The sequence below is a fragment of the Solibacillus sp. iso_87 genome, from assembly GCF_056173085.1.
Map to the genome: position 1 here is coordinate 1035508 of NZ_CM149656.1, position 21574 is coordinate 1057081.

The following is a 21574-nucleotide window of genomic DNA, read 5'->3' on the forward strand; positions in this document are numbered from 1 at the left end:
AATGACTAAGGAGAGGTGATTTTAATCATGGAAAACAAAAATGAACAGACAGTAGAAAAATTAGAATCTCAAAGCTCTCCACCAACTGGTATTCAAGTAGTATGGCGAGAGTTTAAAAAAGATAAATTAGCATTGTTCTCATTAATCGGAAGTATCCTGCTAATGATTGCGATCATGATCATGGCATTGTGGACTATTGATCAGACAGAAGTAATGAAAATCCAATTGTTGGAGCGCTTTACTGAACCAGGTGTCCGAGGTTTTATCCTTGGGGCCGATGAAGCTGGACGGGACATGTTTGGACAGCTGATCATTGGCGCGAAAAACTCAATCCTGATTGCGGTTGCGGTTACAATAATCGCAAATGTAGTCGGAATCGGTCTAGGTATTATTATGGGGTATTACGGTGGTTTCATCGATAATTTCTTCATGCGTATTATTGATTTCTTTATCACTCTACCAACTACTATGATCATCATCGTAGTCGTAACAATCATTCCATCATACGGAATATTGGATCTCATCTTAATTCTTGCAGCATTTCAGTGGATGTCGACGGCCAGACTTGTGCGATCCAAAGCACTTTCTGAAGCGCGGCGCGATTACATTAGTGCCTCCAAAACAATGGGTACAAGTGATTTCGCGATCATGTTTAAAGGATTATTGCCAAACTTAAGCTCGCTCTTAATTGTCGAAGTGACATTAAGCTTTGCGGGAAATGTAGGGATCGAAACAGGTCTTTCGTTCTTAGGTTTCGGTTTACCACCGTCAACACCAAGTTTAGGAACTTTAGTAAGTTATGCTATGAACCCGATAATTTTATCGAGTAAATGGTGGGTATGGTTGCCTGCATCAATATTGATCTTAGTAATGATGCTTGGTATAAATTACGTTGGTCAAGCGTTACGACGCTCTGCTGACGCAAAACAACGTTTAGGATAATAAGGGAGGAAAAACAGATGAAGAAAAAGAAGGGTTTAATGCTGTCATCAGTATTTGCTACGGCACTAGTATTAGCAGCATGTGGAGGCGATGACGAAACAACAACTGAAAAACCAGCTGAAAATACGGATGGTACAAAGACAGAAGAAAATACAAATGACGGCGGTTCTACTGCAGTATCTCCAACACTTCCATCAGAAGTTACAAATGATGGAGAAGCAATTCAAGGTGGTACGTTACAATATGCTTTAGTAACAGATTCTCCTTTCCAAGGTGTTTTCTCTTGGGAATTATATGAAGATGCTTATGATGCTGAAATTTTAGGCTTCATGTCAAATGTAATTTTCGATACAGATGGCGACTTCCTTGTAACTGATGAAGGGATTGCGAAGTTAGATGTCGATGCTGATAACAACAAAGTAACAATCACTATCCAGCCTGACGAAGTGAAATGGTCTGATGGAACGCCACTAACTGTTGAAGATATCATTTATCCATATGAAATTATCGGTCATCCGGATTATACAGGTATCCGTTATGATGATGACTTCAAAAACATCATCGGTGCTGCTGAATATAAGGCAGGTAAAGCAGATACAATCTCTGGTATCAAAAAGATCGATGATAAAACAGTTGAAATTTCTATGACTAAAGTTTCGCCGGCTATCTATTCTTTAGGTGACGGCTTATGGGGTTATGCAGCGCCGAAACATGTGCTGAAGGATATTCCAGTTAAGGACTTAATCTCTTCAGATGCGGTACGTAAATCTCCTGTAACTTTAGGACCATTTAAATTAGATAAATTAGTTGACGGTGAATCTGTTCAGTTCGTAGCGAACGAGCATTACTTCAAAGGTAAACCGAAATTAGACAAAGTCGTATTACAAGTTGTCCCTTCATCTTCTATCGGTGAAGCATTACGTACAGGTAAATATGATATGGCTTCTTCATACCCGACGAACCAGTATGATGGCGTAAAAGATCTTGAAAACTTAACAGTATTAGCTCGTCCGGAGCTGGCATACTCTTACCTTGGCTTCAAGCTTGGTAAATGGGATGCAAAAGGAGGAGAGGATAAGACCGGCTTAAACATTACGGATGAAAATGCAAAAATGAATGATGCTAACTTACGTAAGGCAATTGCTTATGCAATGGATATCGAGCAAGTTGGTGAACGTTTCTATCAAGGATTACGTTCACGTGCAACATCATTAATTCCGCCAGCGTTCGCTTCATTCCATGACAATTCTTTAGAAGGATTCAACTATGATCCGGAAAAAGCAAAAGAGTTATTAGATGAAGCTGGATACAAAGATGTTGACGGCGACGGCATCCGTGAAGATAAAAACGGTGAGAAATTTGAAATCCGCATGGCAGGTATGTCAGGTTCTGATACTGACGAAGCAATCGTTGAATACTACCGTCAAAACTGGAAAGATGTTGGTTTAGATGTACAGTTAACAACTGGCCGTTTAATCGAGTTCAACAGCTTCTACGACAAAGTAAAAGCGGATGATCCGGAAATCGATATGTTCATGGCAGCATGGGGTACTGGTACAAACCCATCTCCACTTGGTTTATACGGTGAAGGAGCTTCATTCAACTACAGCCGTTTCGTAACACCGGAATTACAAGCATTATTAGTTGATATCGACTCTAAAGAAGCGGTAGATCCAGAATACCGTGCGGATGCATTCCGTAAGTGGGAAGAGTATATGTTCGAACAAGCAACAACAATTCCGACATACTTCCGTACAGAAATCATTCCGGTTAACAAACGTGTGAAAAACTACAATGCTAACTATGCTAATGATACAATGGATGATTTACAATTACTTGAATTAACAGCTGACGCACCAATTAAATAATATCAGCAAAAAACCGCTTAGGGGTCACTTCAGAATTTTCTAAGCGGTTTTTTTATGTTAAAAGTTTTAAAATTGTACACTAATAAGTATTTATTTTTTTAATAAATTACTTTAAGTCATTTAATACGCAAGGCTGTTACGTCAAGAAGATTGGTGATAACAAATACAATCGCCCCTTCGTAGTCCGCAAATTCCACCAGGCAGTGGCGTTTTTGGGTTTATTTTTTTGCGCTGTGCCGAGTATACAGGTAAAATCAGCGACAACATTCGAGTTTGGGGCAACCGTTCTTTTTAAAGATTTCTTCCGAGTGAGCTGGATATTTTCCTTTAAACGAATTACAAAATCCTGTTTTGTTTTCGCATTGATGTGGTAACTTACATTTTACATGAAATCTCTCTTTTTTGTTGAATTTTATTGGTAAGAACTAGCTAATCAATAGACGTGGATTAATTACCTTTAATTGTTATTTATGTTATAATATAGGTGAGAGGGGGGATTATCATGAAGAAAGTTAAAGTATTAATTTTTGCATGTTTATTAGCAGTTGGATTTACAGCAAGTGTTAGTCCTATGTCAGCATCAGCTCATGGCTGTGGAAAAATGCCGTGTAAAGAACTTGAATGGTGGAATTAATTGGTGTTAAAGTAATTATGAATAAAAGTGGAGTCGCTGATTTCAAATGTGGTAACAGTGGAGTCGCTGATTTCAAATGTGGTAACAGAAGTTAGGGACAAACTAAAAAAATCAGTGATTAAAGATGCTGGGATAACCCCTGGCTTCTAACTGAAAAACCCCAGAAATTTTACGCATTGTAAAATTTCTGGGGTTTTGTTTTTGGGGTATAAAAATGGTTACTTCTTAAAGTACGGGAGATTTCACACGTATTGCGCGTATTGGAATTTTTGTTACGAAGTCCTAAGCGAAAGGTGGAGACATTTCGTTAATTGTGCCAATGGTTGCATACCACGACCATACTGAACATATGTAGATGTCATCGCAACAGAGCAAGGTATTGCCGATATACGCGGAATAACGCCAAAAGAGCGAGTAAAAGCAATTATTGAAAACTGTGTGCATCCTGACTTTAAAAAGGCTATTTGGGATTATTGTAACGGTGCAGTTGAAAAAACAGGCAACACACATACACCACATGATATAGAAAAATCATTGTGGTGGCATGTGTATTACCAAAAAAATAAAATGATGAAGCAATAATTATGAAAGCACACTTTGAAAATCTACTAGAGTGCGCTTTTAATGTTTATTTTTTTAACTGCATAACCACAGCTTCATCTGGTGTGACGAATAGTGTTTTTTGCTCGAAATAAATGACAAACCCTGGTTTTGCGCCATTCGGTTTTTTCACATGGCGAATTTCCGTATAGTCTACCGGCACCGACGAAGAGTCACGTGCTTTAGAGAAATAAGCACTTAATACGGCGGCTTCCGTCAATGTTTGCTCATCCGGGTTTTCCGAATGGATGACAACATGCGACCCCGGAATATCTTTCGTATGCAGCCATACTTCATTGCGTTTTCCAATCTTGAATGTCAAATAATCATTTTGCTTATTGTTTTTGCCTACCGAAATCGAAATACCTGAAGTAGATACAAATTTTTCAGGTTCGGGTTTTGTCGGTTTCTTTTTTCGTTTAGCCTGGCGAATTCGAAGTAGACCTTGTTCTGCCAATTCTTCTCGGATTTCTTCAATATCTTTAGTGGAGGCTTGCTGTACTTGCTGTGTTAGCATTTCCAAATAGTTGATATCTTCCGTTGCTTTTTGTTTCTGTTCTTCAATCATAACTAACGCAGTTTTTGCTTTATTGTACTTTGTGTAATAGCTTTGCGCATTTTCAATCGGTGTTTTTCTCGGGCTAATCGGTATTCTTACTGTTTCGGCGTTTTCACTGTAATAGTTTTCAACATCTACAAATTCTGCGCCTTTTTCGAAATTATAAAGATTGGCCATCAAAAGCTCACCGTAAAGTTGGAACTGCTCCAGATTTTGAGCACGTTCATAATCTTTTTGCAGCTTTTTTTGTTTCAGCTTTAATTTATTCAGTTCATTTTGCAGCCAGCGTTCAAGATCACCGGCTTGCTGTTTCACCCGATCACGTTTTGCACGGGCGAAAAATACACGGTCAAGCAGTTCACCAAGTGTTTCATAATTCGTAACAGCACCTGATAAGTGAGTTAGCGCTGTTGGCGAGAAATAGATTTTCCCTTCCTGCTCAACATAGGTCGGGTTTGCACTCGTAGCGATTTCGTTCATCAGCTGTCTGCAAGCAGTTACAGCATCATTTGTCGTGATGCGGTGCAGCAACTCGGTTGCATGCAGTGGCGAGAAACCGGCAAACTGTTCGACAATGTCTTTAGTAGTTGGTTCTTTTGAGAAAACCTCTTTCAACTCTACGTCGGATAAACTTGTCAGTGCAATTTTCTGTTGTTGTGGCGGTGCGATATATTGTTGACCTGGTAAAACAGTCCGGTAGCTGTTCATCGATGGCGGCAGATGTTTGATGCTATCAATAATGACATCATTCTGAGCATCGATTAACAGCAAGTTGCTATGACGCCCCATAATTTCGATGACGAGCTTACGTTTTACCGCATCGCCGATTTCATTTTTACTGTCGATTTCAAATGTGATCACCCGTTCAAAGCCGACCTGAACAACAGATGAAATAAAGCCCCCTTCAATATGTTTGCGTAACAGCATACAAAACATAGGCGGGTCTGCCGGATTTTCGATCGATTGATCTGTTATGTGAACGCGGGAATATGAAGGGTGGATAGAAAATAATAGTTTACTGTTTTGGCCAGCTGCACGAATTTGCAATACAACTTCAAGTGCATTCGGCTGATAAATTTTTGTAATACGTCCGGAAGTAAGGCTTTGTAGTTCCTTGCTCATTGAACGAGTAAATAGTCCATCAAATGCCATCTTTATGCCTCTTTCATTAAATAAGTCTTTTTGATTGTTTAATCATACCATTTTTTCGTTTAAACCTGTAGTTATCGTAAATTACTATAAAGAAGTAAATAAAGGGCCGTCTTTATATGGGGAGTTGATTTTCATTGCGGGTCGGACGCTTTCCGCGGGCACGGCCTGAGCCTATAGTCTCAGGCGTCGTGCTTTTCCCGCAGGAGTCGCCGCCCCTCCATTTCAATCAACCTTTTTAAATTTAGAGTCCTTATCTTATTTAAATCTTGATAATTAAAAAGTATTTCATTGCACCATAACTATGATAAAATATATATTTGGATAATAGACGTTAACGCAAAATTGATAGCACATATGCTATAATTGAAACAATTAAGTAAAGAAGGATGTGACGAACCTTGGTACGTAGTATGACCGGATTCGGCAGGGGGGTCACAACAACGAAACACTTTCAACTCACTGTTGAAATTCGTGCTGTGAATCATCGTTTTTTAGAAATTAATACAAAGTTTCCAAAAGAATGGATGGAATCTGAAGTAGTAGCAAAAAAAATGTTGTCGGATGCAGTTTCTCGTGGGAAAATAGATGTTATCATTTTTCTGAAGGAGCTCCATGACACTGAACAGACGATTCAAATCAATTGGTCACTGCTCAATGCTTTTCTCCAGGCAAAAAAGGAATTGTCACAAACGGTTCCGATGGAGGAAAAGTGGACAATGCAGGAAATTGTGAGTTTGGACCAAGTGTTGCAAGTTGAAAAAATTGAGTTCATGCAGGATGAGGTTATTGATGCTGTAAAAAATGCTTTGGCAGAAGCGATTCAAAACCTCATTGCGATGCGTGATCGTGAAGGGCAAGGATTGCAGCAAGTGATGCTGCAGTATAAAGCAGACCTGGAAGCGCAAATTGCTCAAATACGGCAATATGCACCGCTCGCAGTTGAAAAATATCGTGAACGTTTAATGAGCCGCCTAGAAGAAGTAGCAAGCGGTCAATCATTGGACGATCGTTTACTTTCAGAAGTTGCGATTTTTGCAGAGCGAATTGATATTACAGAAGAGCTGGACCGTTTAGAGAGCCATTTTAATCAGTTATCCGAAACTTTAACTGAAAACATTGCAATTGGACGCAAGCTTGATTTCATTATGCAGGAAATGAACCGGGAAATTAATACAATCGGTTCAAAAAATCAGTCTACCCAATGTTCAGCTGCAGTCGTGCAGTCGAAGACGATTTTAGAAAAAATGCGTGAACAAGTTCAAAATATTGAATGATATAAAGGAGTTACTTATGAAAAAACAACGTGGATTATTAATTGTTTTATCTGGTCCATCAGGTGTTGGTAAAGGGACAGTTCGCAAAGAGCTCTTTTCACAGCCGGATACGAATTACGAATATTCGATTTCAATGACAACACGTAATCCTCGCGAAGGAGAAGAAGATGGTGTAGACTATTTCTTTAGAACACGTGAGGAATTCGAAGCGTTAATCGAGCAAGGAGGCTTACTGGAACATGCAGAATTTGTAGGCAATTATTACGGTACGCCACTTGCATATGTACACGAAACGCTAGAAGCAGGACGCGATGTATTTTTGGAAATTGAAGTACAAGGAGCAGCACAAATTCGTGAAAAAGCACCAGATGCGTTGTTTATCTTTTTAGCACCACCAAGCATTTCCGTATTGGAACAACGTTTAGTTGGTCGTGGTACGGAAACAGAAGATGTAATCGCTCGTCGTATCGCTACTGCTCGTGAAGAAGTCGAAATGATGAGTTTATATGATTACGTTGTAGAAAACGACCAAGTTCAAAATGCATGTGATAAAATAAATGCTATCATAGTAGCAGAACACTGCCGTCGTGAACGTGTGGAAAAACGCTATTTGTCAATGTTGAGAGGAGAATGAAACCATGTTATATCCATCAGTAGATAATTTAAAAAAACAAATCGATTCTAAGTATTCTTTAGTAAGCTTAGCATCAAAACGCGCGCGCCAAATGCAAGAAGAGGGCGGCGAGCACTTAAACTCATACATTTCTTACAAGCCAGTAGGAAAAGCATTGGAAGAAGTAGCTGCCGGAAAGCTTCGCAAAGTTCAACAAGACGCTTCAACTGTTTACGAAGACGAAATCTAGTTGGTAATGTAAAAAGAATACTCCCTGAGTAGAAGCTCCCTAAGAATTTTTCTTTGGGAGCTTATCCTTTGAAAGGACGGTAAAATGATGAAAAAAAACAATATACTATTGTGTGTTTCGGGCGGGATTGCAGTATATAAAGCGGTTGCGTTAGTGAGTAAACTGTCTCAGGCAGGTTTTAACGTAAAAGTGATTATGACAGCATCTGCACAAAAGTTTGTTACCCCTTTAAGCTTCCAAGTGATGTCTAAAAACGACGTGTTTTTTGATACTTTTGATGAAAAAGATTCCAATGTCATTGCCCATATTGATTTGGCAGATTGGGCGGATTTAGTTATCGTAGCTCCTGCAACAGCCAATATGATTGCGAAAATGGCACATGGTATGGCGGATGATATGGTGACAACAACTTTACTTGCAACAACTGCACCAGTATGGGTGGCACCGGCGATGAATGTACATATGTATGAACATCCGGCCGTTTTACGGAATATTGCACAACTTCATGAAGATGGCATCCACTTTATCGAACCGTCTGAAGGATTTTTGGCATGCGGCTATGTAGGGAAAGGTCGTCTGGAAGAGCCGGAAAAAATTACGGCAATTGTAGAAAAGTACTTTCGTGAACAATCGGGAAGCGATGGACAATGAAATTTGCACAAGTAATCGTCGATGTTTCCGCGTATCCGGTTGACCGTCCTTTCGATTATTTAATACCGGAAGATTGGGAAGAGCTGGTTGACATAGGCTGTCGTGTCAAAGTGCCATTCGGACCGCGTAATGTACTTGGATTTGTCGTTGGCATTACAACCGAATCAGACGTACCGGCAGAAAAAATAAAGCCGATTTCGGAAATACTCGATTTGGAATCTATTTTAACTGAGGAAATGCTGAGTCTGGCAAAATGGCTGAAGCACCAAACAATCTGCTACGAAATTGAAGCATTGCAAGTAATGCTGCCTGGTGCGTTGCGGGCGAAGTATGAAAAATATGCCGTCTTACAAGGAGAAGTATCGCAATTACCGCAAATGCTGCAATCGTACTTTGAGAAAACTGGAAAAGTGAATTTAGTCCAATTAGAAAAGGAAAATTTATTAAATCCAGTAAAACGCGCAGTAAAAGCCGGTCTTCTCTATATTGAAAATGAAGTAAAACAAAAAGGCCAAGTAAAACAAGTGCGCAAAGTGCAAATATATTCCCGTGAACAAATAGAAGATGTTATCGGACAAATAGGGAAACGGGCACCGAAGCAGCTGGCATTAATGGAATGGATGCAGGAGCATGCGGGAGACGTCGTTTTACCGGAACAAATTTATGAAGCCGTTCAAGTGACAAACAATGTATTAAACAGTGTCATTGATAAAGGGGCAGCAGCGTATATACAAGAAGAAGTTTACCGCGATCCGTTTACAAAAGAAGTCGTGAAAACAGACTTCTTACAATTAACAGATGAGCAAGACGTGGCACTGAAAAAAATTACGGAAGCGATAGATGATAAGCGTCAAGAGACATTTCTTCTTCACGGCATTACGGGCAGCGGGAAAACAGAAGTGTATTTGCAGGCGATTCAGCGGACAATCGCAGAGGGAAAGGAAGCGATTGTACTCGTACCTGAAATATCCTTAACACCGCAAATGACAGAGCGATTCAAATCGCGTTTCGGTAATGAAGTAGCGGTTATGCATAGCGGATTATCGGTTGGTGAAAAATATGATGAATGGCGGAAAGTGCAGCAAGGGAAAGTTAAGGTAGTAGTAGGTGCACGATCAGCTATTTTTGCACCTTTTAAAAATCTCGGCCTGCTTATATTAGATGAAGAACATGAGTCAACATACAAGCAGGAAGATTCACCCCGCTATCATGCACGGGATGTCGCCATATGGCGCGGAAATTATTATAATTGCCCTGTTATTCTAGGGAGTGCGACACCTGCATTAGAATCGTTTGCACGTGCGAAAAAAGGTGTATATACATTGCTGTCATTGTCACAGCGGGCAAAAAATCAGGCATTGCCGTCTGTTCAGATTATCGATATGCGGGAACAGCTTCAGGCAGGAAACCGCTCGATGTTTTCTGAACCGCTAATGGAGGCATTACGTGACCGTCTAGATAAAAAAGAGCAGACTGTACTGTTTTTAAATCGCCGTGGCTATTCATCGTTTGTATTATGCCGGGATTGCGGGACAACGGTACAATGTCCGAACTGTGATATTTCGTTAACATATCACCGCTATCAGGAAAAGCTGAAATGCCATTATTGCGGTCACGACGAATATATTCCGGAAACATGTCCGGAATGCCTAAGTGAAAACATCCGCTATTTCGGTACCGGTACGCAAAAGGTGGAAGAAGAAATTTATAAGCTGTTTCCGGAAGCACGTGTCATGCGGATGGATGTCGACACGACTAAACAAAAAGGGGCACATGAAAAAATGCTCGATGCGTTCGGTCGAGGGGAAGCGGATATTCTGCTCGGTACGCAAATGATCGCAAAAGGGCTTGATTTCCCGAATATTACATTAGTCGGCGTATTGAGTGCCGATACATCGCTTCATTTACCGGACTACCGGGCTGCAGAAAAAACATTCCAGCTTATGACGCAAGTTAGTGGACGGGCAGGACGACATAATAAGCTTGGGGAAGTATACATCCAAACGTATACTCCGGAGCATTATGCGATCCAACTGTCTAAAGATCAGCATTATACACCGTTTTATGAACGTGAAATGCATGCAAGGCATATTGCTGGATATCCGCCTTATTATTATATTGCGCTTATTCAAGTTTCCCATGAAGACGTCATGTTTGCTGCAGAATATGCAGGACGTGTCGCGGAGTATTTGCGTTCCAATTTATCATTTAATGTTTCTGTTATTGGACCGACAACAGCCAGTATCGCTCGTCTCCAAAATAGATATCGTTATCAATGTTTGATAAAATATAAAGTAGAGCCAAATTTAATTCCGGTTCTTTTACAGCTTATAAAACTGTATCGATCGGAATGGATTAAAAAAGGCATTGTGCTAACAGTTGATTTAGATCCAACAATGATCTAATGCATATAGAAAGAGGTATTAAAATGGCAATTAAAGAAGTTGTGAAAAACCCAGCGAATGTATTATCAAAAAAAACGAGAGAAGTTGAAGTAATCGATGAAAATATCATTCAACTTTTAGATGATTTATATGACACGATGGTAGAAAATGATGGTGTAGGCATTGCTGCACCTCAAATTAATGTTGATTTACGTGTAGCAATCGTAGAATTAGGCGAAGATATTTTAGAAATGATCAACCCGATCGTAATTGAAACACGTGGTGAAGAAGAAGATGTAGAAGGCTGTTTAAGTTTCCCGGACTTGTTTGGAATGGTCAAGCGTCCAACTTACGTAAAAATCGAAGCATCTGACCGTGAAGGACGTATATATGAACTTGAAGCAGAAGACTTTGAAGCACGCTGTATTTTGCATGAAATTGATCATTTAGAAGGTATTTTATTTGATTCGAAAATGACGCGTGTATTAACAGAGGAAGAATTAGAAGAGCTATACGCGGACGCTGAGGAGGAATAATCGATGACAAAAATCGTATTTATGGGAACACCTGCCTTTTCAGCGCCAATTTTACGTATGCTTCATGAAGAAGGCTATCCCATCGCAGCAGTTGTGACACAGCCGGACCGTCCAGTTGGTCGTAAAAAAGTATTAACGCCTCCACCTGTGAAAGAGGAAGCATTACAACTAGGCTTACCGGTTATTCAGCCTGAAAAGCTGCGCGGTTCACAGGAGCTGGAAGAAATTTTGGCGTTAAATGCCGACCTTGTCGTAACAGCGGCATTTGGACAGATTTTGCCGAAAGAACTGCTGGATGCACCGCGATTAGGTTGCATTAATGTCCATGCGTCATTATTGCCTGCATATCGAGGCGGTGCACCAATTCATCAGGCAATTATTGATGGACAGGCAACGACAGGTGTAACAATTATGTATATGGCGGAAAAACTTGATGCCGGGGATATTATTTCGCAACGGGAAATTGCTATTGAAGATACAGACAATACGGGCACAATGTTTGATAAATTAAGTGCGGTTGGTCGTGAATTATTAAAAGAAACAATGCCATCGATTATCGATGGGACAAATGCCCGCATTCCACAGGATGAATCACTCGTAACATTTGCGCGCAATATTAGCCGCGAACAGGAGTTGATTGATTGGAATAATGAAGCGCGTGCATTGTATAATCAAGTGCGCGGATTACACCCTTGGCCTGTTGCTTATACGACATTTGAAGGGGCTAACTTTAAAGTCTGGGCGGCAAAGGTTGGGGAAACTTCAACAAACGCTGTACCGGGAGAAGTCGTGAAAATAGAAAAAGATCACTTTGAAGTAGCGACAGGAGATGGCGGTACATTAGCGCTGTATGATGTACAACCAGCAGGGAAGAAACGCATGACAGCAGAAGAGTTTTTACGTGGTACGGGCTCGAAATTACAGATTGGGGACCGTTTTGAATGAGTAAAAAGAAACAAGTGATTTGGGATGGTAATGTCCGTGATGCCGCTTTAACGATTTTATTGACGGTCGATAAAAGCCAGGCGTACAGCAATTTATTATTACACCAAACAATTGAGAAATATAAAATCGATGCAAAAGACCGTGGCCTGTTAACAGAGCTCACATATGGAACATTGCAGCATAAACTGACACTGGATTATTATCTGGAGCCATTTATTCGCGGTAAAGTGGATATTTGGGTGCGTTGGCTGTTACGTATGTCGCTCTATCAAATGCAGTACCTAACGCGTATCCCTGCGCACGCTGCCGTAAATGAAGCAGTGGAAATTGCAAAGCGGCGCGGCCATAAAGGGATTGCCTCAATGGTTAACGGTATTTTACGTTCGATTTTACGTGAAGGTGTTCGTTCGACCGATTTAATAGAAGATGCAAATGAGCGTCTGTCAGTCGAAACGAGTCATCCGCAGTGGCTTGTCGATCGCTGGGTGGAAAGCTACGGCTATGAAAAAACACGTGAAATGCTTCTTGAAAATAATATTGCACCACTGCAGACAGTACGTGTCAACACGACAAAAGCAACTGTCGAGCAAGTTTTGACAACACTTGAACTTGAAGGTGTAAAAGCACGCCGCAGTGAATATATACCCGAATGTCTGCATCTTGAAAACGGACAGGCTGCACGTACAGGAGCGTTCCGAAACGGGCTTATTACAATTCAGGATGAAAGCTCGATGCTGCCGGCAAAAGTGCTGAATCCGCAGCCGGGTATGAAAGTACTCGATATGTGTGCAGCACCAGGCGGAAAAACAACGCATCTTGCAGAAGTTATGAAAAATGAAGGCTCGATTTTAGCGACTGATCTACATCCGAAAAAATTGGATTTAATCGAGGAAAACGTTGCGCGTCTAGGATTGGATATTATCGAAACAGCCCCTCTTGACGGAAGAAAAGCAGCAAGCTTTTTACAAAAGGAAGGCTATGATGCGATTTTGGTCGATGCACCATGCTCAGGCTTGGGCGTAATGCGACGCAAGCCGGATATTAAATATACGAAGCGTGAAGAAGATTTAGAGAGCCTGCAAACAATCCAGCTTTCGATTTTAGATAATGCAGTACAGCTATTGAAAGAAGACGGACGACTAGTGTATTCAACGTGCACAGTAGACCGCAGTGAAAATGAAGGTACGGTACAAGCCTTCTTGAAAGAGCACCCTGAAATGAACTTGGTGCCAATCGAAAATTTACCAACACAACTAGAAGCGAAGCAACAGGACGGGATGCTGCAAGTATTCCCGCAAGATATAGGCAGTGACGGATTTTTCGTAGCTGCATTCGTAAAAAAAGGAGCGTCCAATTAACTAATGGAGCAAGAACAATTAAAACAACTTGATGAACGAATTCAGGATTTAGTGGAAGAAACAGCAGATAAGCCGGTACGTCGTGCGAAAAAAGAAAAGCCTCAGTTAAAACCTTCGATCTATTCATTACGTCTAGATGAAATGAAGGAATGGCTGACAGCAAATGGAGAAAAGGCTTTCCGTGCAGCGCAGATTTATGAATGGCTTTATGAAAAACGTGTCCAAACATTTGAAGAAATGTCCAACTTACCGAAAGCATTACGTGAAAAGCTGGAAGCCGAGTTTGCATTAACGACACTTTCAACAATTATTAAGCAGGAATCAAAAGACGGTACAATCAAGTTTTTATTCCAGCTGCAGGACGGCTATTCAATTGAAACAGTATTGATGCGTCATGATTACGGAAATTCAATTTGTGTAACAACACAAGTAGGCTGCCGTATCGGTTGTACATTCTGTGCATCTACATTAGGTGGCTTGAAGCGTCATTTAATGGCAGGAGAAATTGTTGAGCAGGTCGTAAAAGTACAACAACAGCTTGATGAAACAGAAGAGCGTGTATCATCAATCGTTATTATGGGTATCGGTGAGCCGTTTGATAACTACGATGCAATGATGAACTTCCTTAAAATTATGAACGATGACAAAGGATTAAATATCGGTGCCCGTCATATTACGGTTTCGACTTCTGGAATTGTACCGAAAATTTACGAATTTGCAGATGAAGGTATGCAAATAAACTTTGCGGTTTCTCTACACGCACCAAACCAAGAGGCACGTCAGAAATTAATGCCGATTGCAAAAGCATATAAATTAGAAGAATTGATGGAAGCAGTAAAATACTATACGAAGAAAACAGGACGTCGTGTCACATTTGAATACGGTTTAATGTCAGGGCAAAATGATACAGAAGAAGTAGCAATGGAACTGGCGAAGCTGATCAAAAATATTAAATGTCATGTCAACTTAATTCCGATTAACTACGTGCCGGAGCGTGATTATATTCGTACATCACGCAGTAAGATTTTTGCTTTTGAAAGAACGCTTAAGGAGCAGGGGATTAACGTAACAATCCGTCGTGAGCAAGGTGCAGATATTGCAGCTGCATGTGGCCAGTTACGTGCACAGGAACGATCACACGAAACAAAGTAGGTGGACTATAGTGAACTTTACAGTGGAAAGTGATATTGGGTTAAAGCGAAAAATAAATGAAGATCGGGCTGCGTTTTTTGAGCGCCCCGATCATTTTAAGCTTGCGATTTTAGCAGATGGTATGGGTGGTCATAATGCTGGTGATGTAGCGAGTGAAATGGTTATTACCGAAATGCATGCACTCTTTAAACAGGAAAATGCAGAAAGTTTTGCAACAAAACAGTTAAAGCTGGAATGGTTGCGTAATGCGGTGTCACATATTAATCAAAAAATATATCATTACTCATTAACACATGAAAATTGTCAAGGTATGGGAACGACAATGATTGCTGTGTTGCTTGACAAGAGTGATTGCACGATAAGCCATGTCGGCGATAGTCGTGTATACCATATTACAAACGAAACAGTAAAGTTAGTAACGAGAGATCATTCTTATGTAAATATTTTATTGGAAAATGGAGAAATTAGTGAAGAAGAGGCACAAAATCATCCTCAACGGAACTTTATTTTAAAAGCACTCGGTACAGAAATTTCGATTGAACCTGATTTTTATGAAATCACTCTATCAAATGAGGCCTTTTTACTCATTTGTTCCGACGGGTTAAGTAATAAACTGTCTACAGAGGAAATGGGTAAGATTATTACTACACAGGTTTCCATTCAGGAAAAAGGAAAAAAATTAGTCCAATTAGCAAATGAGCGTGGTGGAGAAGATAATATTTCCCTTATCTTAATGACAACGGTGCAGGAGGTGTAACAATGCTAGTAGGAAAACATATAAGTGGCCGTTATAAAATTTTAAAATTAATTGGCGGTGGCGGTATGTCAAATGTATATTTGGCACACGACATTATTTTAAGCCGTGACGTCGCAATTAAAATATTGCGTTATGATTTATCGAATGAAGAAGAATTGCACCGTCGTTTCCAGCGTGAAGCATTGTCTGCAACAAGTTTGACTAATCCTAATATCGTAAGCATCTATGATGTTGGTGAAGATGGGGATATGCACTATATTGTCATGGAATACATTAAAGGGAAAACATTAAAACAATACATACAAGAGTTTTCACCTTTATCTGCAGCTCGAAGTGTCCATATTATGAAGCAGCTAACATCGGCGATTGCCCATGCACATGAAAATGGCATAATCCATCGAGATATAAAGCCACAAAATATATTGATGGACGAAGAAGGCAATGTGAAAATTACTGATTTTGGGATTGCAACATCGCTTGGAGCAACAAGCTTCACTCAAACGAACTCAGTCATCGGAACTGTCCATTATTTGTCGCCGGAGCAGGCACGCGGCGGTGTAGCAACGATGAAGTCCGATATATATGCACTTGGGATTGTCTTTTATGAGCTTTTAACAGGAGAATTGCCATTTTCCGGGGAATCCGCTGTATCTATTGCGTTAAAGCATTTGCAGGCAGAAACACCTTCAGTCCGTGAATTCGATGCAAGCATTCCGCAAAGTGTGGAAAATATCGTATTAAAGGCAACAGCAAAAGATCAAAACCACCGCTACAGCAATGCAGAAGAGATGGAAGAAGATTTAAATACATGTTTATCATTACAACGGGTGAATGAACCTAAATTTATGCCGCCAGTAGATGACGGGGCGACAAAGCTGATCCCGATTATAAAAGATCCAAAGCCCGTTCCTGTCCCGGTTCAGGAACCATCTACAGGTATAACGGAACAAACAGTCCGGATTGATTCAAAACCGCCGGTAGAGGAAGAACCAAAGCTGTCAAAAACGCCTAAACAAAAAAAGAAAAAGAAAAAATGGCCGCTAATCGTTGGGCTATTAGTTCTTTTAACAATTGGTGCAGTAGTAGCTGCTGTTCTCCTGACTCCAAATAGGGTAGTCGTTGAAGATGTGACGGATATGACGGTTGAAGAAGCAATTCGAATTTTAGAAGAGCAAGGCTTCGTTATTGGAGAACAAGAAGAACGCAATAATGAAGAAATTGAATCCGGAAATGTCATTGAAACGAATCCGCAGGCAGGTAGGGAACGTGAAAAAGGCACTACGGTTGATTTAATCGTCAGCATCGGTAAAGAAATGACAAAGATGGAAGATTTCATTGGCAAACAGCGTGATGAAGTAATGGATGCGTTAGAAGAATTTAACGACTATGATTTCAAAGAGGAATATTCTTCTGATCGTCCAGCAGGCGAGATTATCGCTCAAACACCTGCAGCCGGAGAGGAAATTCACGTCAATGAGACGGATGTTGTATTAACAGTTAGCAGAGGACAAGAGCAAGTAACGGTGCGTGACTTGATGGCGTTTAACGAAGCAAACCGTTCAGAATATGAAAAGAGCTCAGGTTTTAAAGTAAATGTAACAGGTGAAGAATATTCCGATAAACCGGCCGGTGAAGTAATCAGCCAAACACCAAAAGCAGGCACAAAGCTTGAAAAAGGCGGTACAATCAATGTCGTCATTTCAAAAGGGCCAAAAGCAAAACAAGAAAAGTTCTATACAAATTCAATTGAAATTCCGTACGAGCCTTTTGAAGAAGGAATGGAACAAGAAGTCTCCATTTACATTCAGGACAAAACACGTACAATGGCAGAGCCTGTAGAAACGATAACAATTACTGAAGATACTTTATATACAATTAAGCTGGTCATTGTTGAAGGAGACAAAGCAGCCTACCAGATTGTACGGGATAACAATGTAATTGAAAATAAAACAATTACTTATGAAGAATTGGCGGAATAAGGAGGAATTGGATGGCGCAAGCCCAAATTCGAAAAGCATTAAGCGGTTATTATTATGTTGAAAAAGACGGCGATTTAATTCAATGTCGCGCTCGTGGGATTTTCCGTAATCGCGGAGAATCTCCACTTGTGGGCGATTTTGTGGAATATTCTTATGACGGCGAATCGGATGGTTCAATTGATAAAATTCTGGAACGCCACAATGAGCTCGTTCGACCACCGATAGCCAATGTGGATCAGGCCTTACTAGTGTTTTCCGCAAAAGAACCGGATTTTAATACAGTACTGCTCGACCGTTTTTTAGTCGTGCTCGAGTCATTCCATGTGCAGCCGATTATTATTCTGACGAAGATGGATCTATTGAATGATGCCGAACGTGCACATTTACAAACATATATCGACGACTATAAGGAAATCGGCTACGACATTATCGAAACTTATATTGATGATCCAACATTGCTCGAGAAAATCGAACCATACTTGCAGGAAAAAACATCAGTGCTTGCCGGACAGTCAGGTGTCGGGAAGTCTACATTGTTAAATACATTGCTTCCTGAACTGGATTTAAAAACAGGTATTATTTCAAAAAGTTTAGGGCGCGGGAAACATACAACACGTCATGTAGAGCTAATTGAAGTATGTGGCGGGCTATTGGCAGATACTCCAGGCTTCAGTTCTTTCGATTTTGAAATGATAGAAAAAGAAGAGCTGACATCTTGTTTACCAGAGTTCGAGAGGATTAGCGAGAATTGTAAGTTCCGTGGCTGCCTGCATATAAAGGAACCGAAATGTGCAGTAAAACAAGCGGTAGAAACCGGGGAAATCCGTTCGTACCGCTATGAGCATTATGAACAAATTTTACAAGAAATTATTGACCGAAAGCCGAGGTATTAGACATGATTAAAATTGCACCATCAATTTTAGCAGCAGACTTTGCAAAGCTGGGACAAGAGGTAAAAGAGGTAGAAGCAGCAGGAGCGGAATTGATTCATATCGATGTAATGGACGGCCATTTCGTACCGAATATTTCATTTGGTGCGATTGCATTAGAAGCAATTCGTCCTCTTTCTACATTACCGATGGACGTACATTTAATGATTGAAAATCCGGATCAGTATATTGAACAATTTGCGAAAGCAGGTGCAGACTACATTACAGTACATGTTGAAGCATGCCGCCATTTGCACCGTACGATTCAGTTAATTCGTTCACATGGTGTTAAACCGGGTGTTGTATTAAATCCGCATACGCCGATTGAAACGATTCAGCATATTTTGGAAGATGTGGATATGGTGCTGTTTATGACGGTTAACCCAGGCTTTGGCGGGCAAAAGTTCATTGAATCGGTTGTGCCAAAAGTGGAAGCATTATCGAAAATCATTAAAGAACGTGGCCTGAATATAGAAATTGAAATTGATGGCGGAATTAACGCTGAAACAATCGTACCTTGTGCAAAAGCAGGTGCAACGGTTTTTGTTGCTGGTTCAGCTATTTACAGTAAAGAAGATCGCGCACAAGCTTTACAGGAAATTAAACAAGCAGGATTAGCGGCAATTCAGTGATTGTAGCAATCTGCTCAGGCGGCCCCGTTCATGAGGTCGCCTTTTCTTTAACACCGGATATATGGATTGGAGTCGACCGGGGTGCATTATATTTAGTGGACAAAGATTTACTTCCCCACAGCATTGTCGGCGATTTTGATTCTATTACAGCGGAGGAATTTGCGCGGATTTCCGAAGTTGTAGACCATGTTGAACAGTTTCAGGCGGAAAAAGATGAGACGGATACAGACTTAGCCTTGCTGAAGGCACTTACATATGAGCCGCAGGAAGTCTTTTTGACGGGTGTTACAGGCGGGCGCTTGGATCATTACGAAGCGACTTTAAGATCTGTTTTTCTTATGCAGCAGCAGTATCCTCATATTACTTTTAAAATCATTAATTCTCATAATATCATTCAATTTTTACTGCCGGGTACACATACTTTGACAGAAGATCATTATACTTATGTATCTTTTTTTGCCTATGGAAAAACTCTTCAGAACGTTACGTTGCGTGGGGTTAAATATGAAACGACAGATGAAGTAATTGAGCAGGGGACAACACGTTTCACAAGCAATGAAATAAAAGGTACAGGGTCTATTTCATTTAAGGAAGGCATATGTTTAATGATAAAGAGTAAAGATTAAGGAGGAACAACGCTGAAAGTATATACATTCCAAATGCCTAAGTGGTTAAGCGGTGTGGCAAGAGGCTGCGTGAAGTTGTTTCGTAGAGATAAAAAAGAAAAATAAAGATCCTGGCTACAGCTCATAGTGATTATGGGCTGTATTTTTTCTGGCTTCATCGCAAAAAAATAGAGTACCAGCAATTGCTGATACTCTATACGCGATTATACGCGTTCGATTTTACCTGATTTTAAAGCACGAGCAGAAACCCATACACGTTTTGGCTTACCGTCAACTAAGATACGAACTTTTTGAAGGTTAGCACCCCAAGTACGTTTGTTAGCGTTCATAGCGTGTGAACGGTTGTTGCCTGTACGAGCTTTACGGCCAGTAATTACGCATTGTTTTGGCATTGTAAAATTCCTCCTTACAGCTGAATCTGAAATCTTTATTTCAGTTCGTTATTTCACATACCATAATAATTTAACATACAGAGGCAATGAGTGCAAGACATTTTGCATAACCTTTCAAGAAAAAAACCTTTACACCCCATTTTGCTTAATCGGGATTAAAACCTTCCTGTAAAAGGTAACGTACTATATAAACTAATTATTTGGGGGAAGCAGTTATGAAAAAATGTATGGTCATCATCAATCCTTCTTCAGGAAAAGAAAAGGCAAGTGAGTACGAAAAGAAAATTATCGGACAATTACATAATTATGAGGTTGTTGTGAAAGAGACAGCAGGGGAAATGGATGCAACTCGCTTCGCAAAAATGGCATGCGATGAAAAATATGATGCGGTCGTTTTAGTCGGCGGAGACGGTACATTAAATGAAGGAATCAATGGCATTGCAGAACAGCCTCACCGTCCTGTTGTAGGAATAGTCCCATTGGGTACAGTCAACGATTTTGCCCGTGCATTGGACATCTCACTTAATCCGGATGAGGCAATTGCGTTACTTGGCGGAAAAACAACGAAAGCTGATATCGGGAAAGTGAACGATCATTACTTCACGAATGTTATTGCGATCGGACTGTTGGCAGAAGCGGTCGGTGCTGTGACGGTGGAACAAAAAACGTCTCTAGGTTCGCTCGCTTATTTATTTGAAGGTGTGAAAGCGGCTATACAAAATGACTCTTATGAACTGGAAGTTAAGGCAGATGGACAAACATATAAAGAAAATATGATGCTCTTCATCTGTGTATTGACCGATTCAGTCGGAAGCTTCCGACAACTGAATGAAGATGCCGACAAATCAGACGGCCTCTTGCACGGGTTTATTATTAGAAGTACGAACACACTACAAGTGGTCGGCACAGCTAAAAACCTGCTGACAGGCAATTATGAGAACGACGACAATATTATTAAATTCAATGCCCGTGAAATGCATATTAAAGCGAATGAAGCACTTTCACTGAATGTTGACGGGGATTTAGTCAGTCAGCTTCCGGCTAAAATCTCCATTTTGCATAATCATATCGAATTTTTCGCGGTTAAATAGTGGGTCTCGACCAAAATAGGTGCTTATAAATAGTCGGTTGGCATAAAAGCACATGGAACGGAAGGCGGCGACTCCTGCGGGATAAGCGTGACGGCCGATACACCGCAAGAGCGTAGCGATGAGGGGGATTGGCCCACGCCCGCGGAAAGCGTCCGCCTGTAGTGGAATGTGCGGATAAGCGTTTATTTTGGTATTGAGCCAAAATAGTCAGTGATACGTTTCAATAATGCTTCTCTGTATAACAACCGGA

The 21574-nt window shown here is 40.6% G+C and carries 19 protein-coding genes and 2 pseudogenes; 19 read left to right on the forward strand and 2 right to left on the reverse strand.

The features are described 5' to 3' along the window. The first annotated feature begins 27 nt into the window (after positions 1 to 27). From AC0VXV_RS05045 to AC0VXV_RS05060, 4 genes and pseudogenes are all read left to right on the forward strand, one after another. Positions 28 to 942: an ABC transporter permease gene (locus AC0VXV_RS05045; protein ID WP_041865781.1), complete on the forward strand. Its 915-nt coding sequence runs from the start codon at positions 28 to 30 to the stop codon at positions 940 to 942. Between the two features lie 17 nt (positions 943 to 959). Then, the gene (locus AC0VXV_RS05050; RefSeq protein ID WP_475530598.1) at positions 960 to 2810 is read left to right on the forward strand and encodes an oligopeptide ABC transporter substrate-binding protein; all 1851 of its coding nucleotides are present in this window, start codon (positions 960 to 962) and stop codon (positions 2808 to 2810) included. A gap of 502 nt (positions 2811 to 3312) precedes the next feature. After that, positions 3313 to 3444, forward strand: a complete 132-nt coding sequence (locus AC0VXV_RS05055; protein ID WP_475530599.1) for a hypothetical protein — start codon at positions 3313 to 3315, stop codon at positions 3442 to 3444. Positions 3445 to 3676: 232 nt separating this feature from the next. After that, positions 3677 to 4026, forward strand: a pseudogene (locus AC0VXV_RS05060) (acetyl-CoA hydrolase/transferase C-terminal domain-containing protein); the annotation flags it as partial. Between the two features lie 46 nt (positions 4027 to 4072). Here AC0VXV_RS05060 and AC0VXV_RS05065 read toward each other — a convergent pair. Continuing rightward, positions 4073 to 5755 (reverse strand): Rqc2 family fibronectin-binding protein, encoded by a 1683-nt coding sequence (locus AC0VXV_RS05065; protein WP_475530600.1) that lies wholly within the window; start codon positions 5753 to 5755, stop codon positions 4073 to 4075. 398 nt (positions 5756 to 6153) lie between these two features. Between AC0VXV_RS05065 and AC0VXV_RS05070 the strand changes: the two genes are divergently transcribed. The 14 genes and pseudogenes from AC0VXV_RS05070 to AC0VXV_RS05135 all read left to right on the forward strand — a co-directional run bounded on the left by AC0VXV_RS05070 (position 6154) and on the right by AC0VXV_RS05135 (position 19841). Beyond that, positions 6154 to 7029 (forward strand): YicC/YloC family endoribonuclease, encoded by an 876-nt coding sequence (locus tag AC0VXV_RS05070; RefSeq protein WP_475530601.1) that lies wholly within the window; start codon positions 6154 to 6156, stop codon positions 7027 to 7029. A gap of 16 nt (positions 7030 to 7045) precedes the next feature. Continuing rightward, positions 7046 to 7663 carry a guanylate kinase gene (gene gmk, locus AC0VXV_RS05075; RefSeq protein ID WP_475530602.1) on the forward strand — a complete coding sequence of 206 codons (618 nt, stop codon included), beginning with the start codon at positions 7046 to 7048 and terminating at the stop codon, positions 7661 to 7663. 4 nt (positions 7664 to 7667) lie between these two features. Next, positions 7668 to 7892: a DNA-directed RNA polymerase subunit omega gene (gene rpoZ, locus AC0VXV_RS05080; protein ID WP_079525096.1), complete on the forward strand. Its 225-nt coding sequence runs from the start codon at positions 7668 to 7670 to the stop codon at positions 7890 to 7892. A gap of 84 nt (positions 7893 to 7976) precedes the next feature. Beyond that, positions 7977 to 8525, forward strand: a pseudogene (gene coaBC / locus AC0VXV_RS05085) (bifunctional phosphopantothenoylcysteine decarboxylase/phosphopantothenate--cysteine ligase CoaBC); the annotation flags it as partial. Positions 8526 to 8539: 14 nt separating this feature from the next. After that, the gene (priA, locus tag AC0VXV_RS05090) at positions 8540 to 10948 is read left to right on the forward strand and encodes a primosomal protein N' (RefSeq protein ID WP_475530603.1); all 2409 of its coding nucleotides are present in this window, start codon (positions 8540 to 8542) and stop codon (positions 10946 to 10948) included. Between the two features lie 23 nt (positions 10949 to 10971). Beyond that, a complete protein-coding gene (def, locus tag AC0VXV_RS05095) occupies positions 10972 to 11463 on the forward strand; it encodes a peptide deformylase (protein WP_475530604.1) in 492 nt (163 codons plus the stop codon). A gap of 3 nt (positions 11464 to 11466) precedes the next feature. Next, entirely contained in the window at positions 11467 to 12408 is a 942-nt protein-coding gene (fmt, locus tag AC0VXV_RS05100) for a methionyl-tRNA formyltransferase (protein WP_475530605.1), read from the forward strand. After that, positions 12405 to 13766, forward strand: coding sequence for a 16S rRNA (cytosine(967)-C(5))-methyltransferase RsmB (gene rsmB / locus AC0VXV_RS05105; RefSeq protein ID WP_475530606.1), 1362 nt, complete (start codon positions 12405 to 12407; stop codon positions 13764 to 13766). Before fmt ends, rsmB begins: the two co-directional genes overlap by 4 nt. A gap of 3 nt (positions 13767 to 13769) precedes the next feature. After that, positions 13770 to 14918 carry a dual-specificity RNA methyltransferase RlmN gene (rlmN, locus tag AC0VXV_RS05110; protein ID WP_475530607.1) on the forward strand — a complete coding sequence of 383 codons (1149 nt, stop codon included), beginning with the start codon at positions 13770 to 13772 and terminating at the stop codon, positions 14916 to 14918. Positions 14919 to 14928: 10 nt separating this feature from the next. Further along, a complete protein-coding gene (locus tag AC0VXV_RS05115; protein ID WP_475530608.1) occupies positions 14929 to 15675 on the forward strand; it encodes a Stp1/IreP family PP2C-type Ser/Thr phosphatase in 747 nt (248 codons plus the stop codon). A 2-nt stretch (positions 15676 to 15677) separates the two neighbouring features. Further along, positions 15678 to 17654, forward strand: a complete 1977-nt coding sequence (gene pknB, locus AC0VXV_RS05120) for a Stk1 family PASTA domain-containing Ser/Thr kinase (RefSeq protein WP_475530609.1) — start codon at positions 15678 to 15680, stop codon at positions 17652 to 17654. 11 nt (positions 17655 to 17665) lie between these two features. Then, positions 17666 to 18547 (forward strand): ribosome small subunit-dependent GTPase A, encoded by an 882-nt coding sequence (gene rsgA, locus AC0VXV_RS05125; protein ID WP_079525113.1) that lies wholly within the window; start codon positions 17666 to 17668, stop codon positions 18545 to 18547. Between the two features lie 2 nt (positions 18548 to 18549). Then, the gene (gene rpe, locus AC0VXV_RS05130) at positions 18550 to 19215 is read left to right on the forward strand and encodes a ribulose-phosphate 3-epimerase (protein WP_065216449.1); all 666 of its coding nucleotides are present in this window, start codon (positions 18550 to 18552) and stop codon (positions 19213 to 19215) included. Beyond that, positions 19212 to 19841, forward strand: a complete 630-nt coding sequence (locus tag AC0VXV_RS05135; RefSeq protein WP_475530610.1) for a thiamine diphosphokinase — start codon at positions 19212 to 19214, stop codon at positions 19839 to 19841. The genes rpe and AC0VXV_RS05135 overlap by 4 nt, the downstream gene beginning before the upstream one ends. A 203-nt stretch (positions 19842 to 20044) precedes the next feature. Here the strand turns inward: AC0VXV_RS05135 and rpmB are convergent, their stop codons facing one another. After that, positions 20045 to 20233, reverse strand: a complete 189-nt coding sequence (gene rpmB, locus AC0VXV_RS05140) for a 50S ribosomal protein L28 (RefSeq protein WP_004227417.1) — start codon at positions 20231 to 20233, stop codon at positions 20045 to 20047. A gap of 215 nt (positions 20234 to 20448) precedes the next feature. Between rpmB and AC0VXV_RS05145 the strand changes: the two genes are divergently transcribed. After that, on the forward strand, positions 20449 to 21324 hold the full coding sequence (locus AC0VXV_RS05145) for a diacylglycerol/lipid kinase family protein (protein WP_475530611.1): 876 nt from the start codon (positions 20449 to 20451) through the stop codon (positions 21322 to 21324). Positions 21325 to 21574 lie beyond the last annotated feature (250 nt).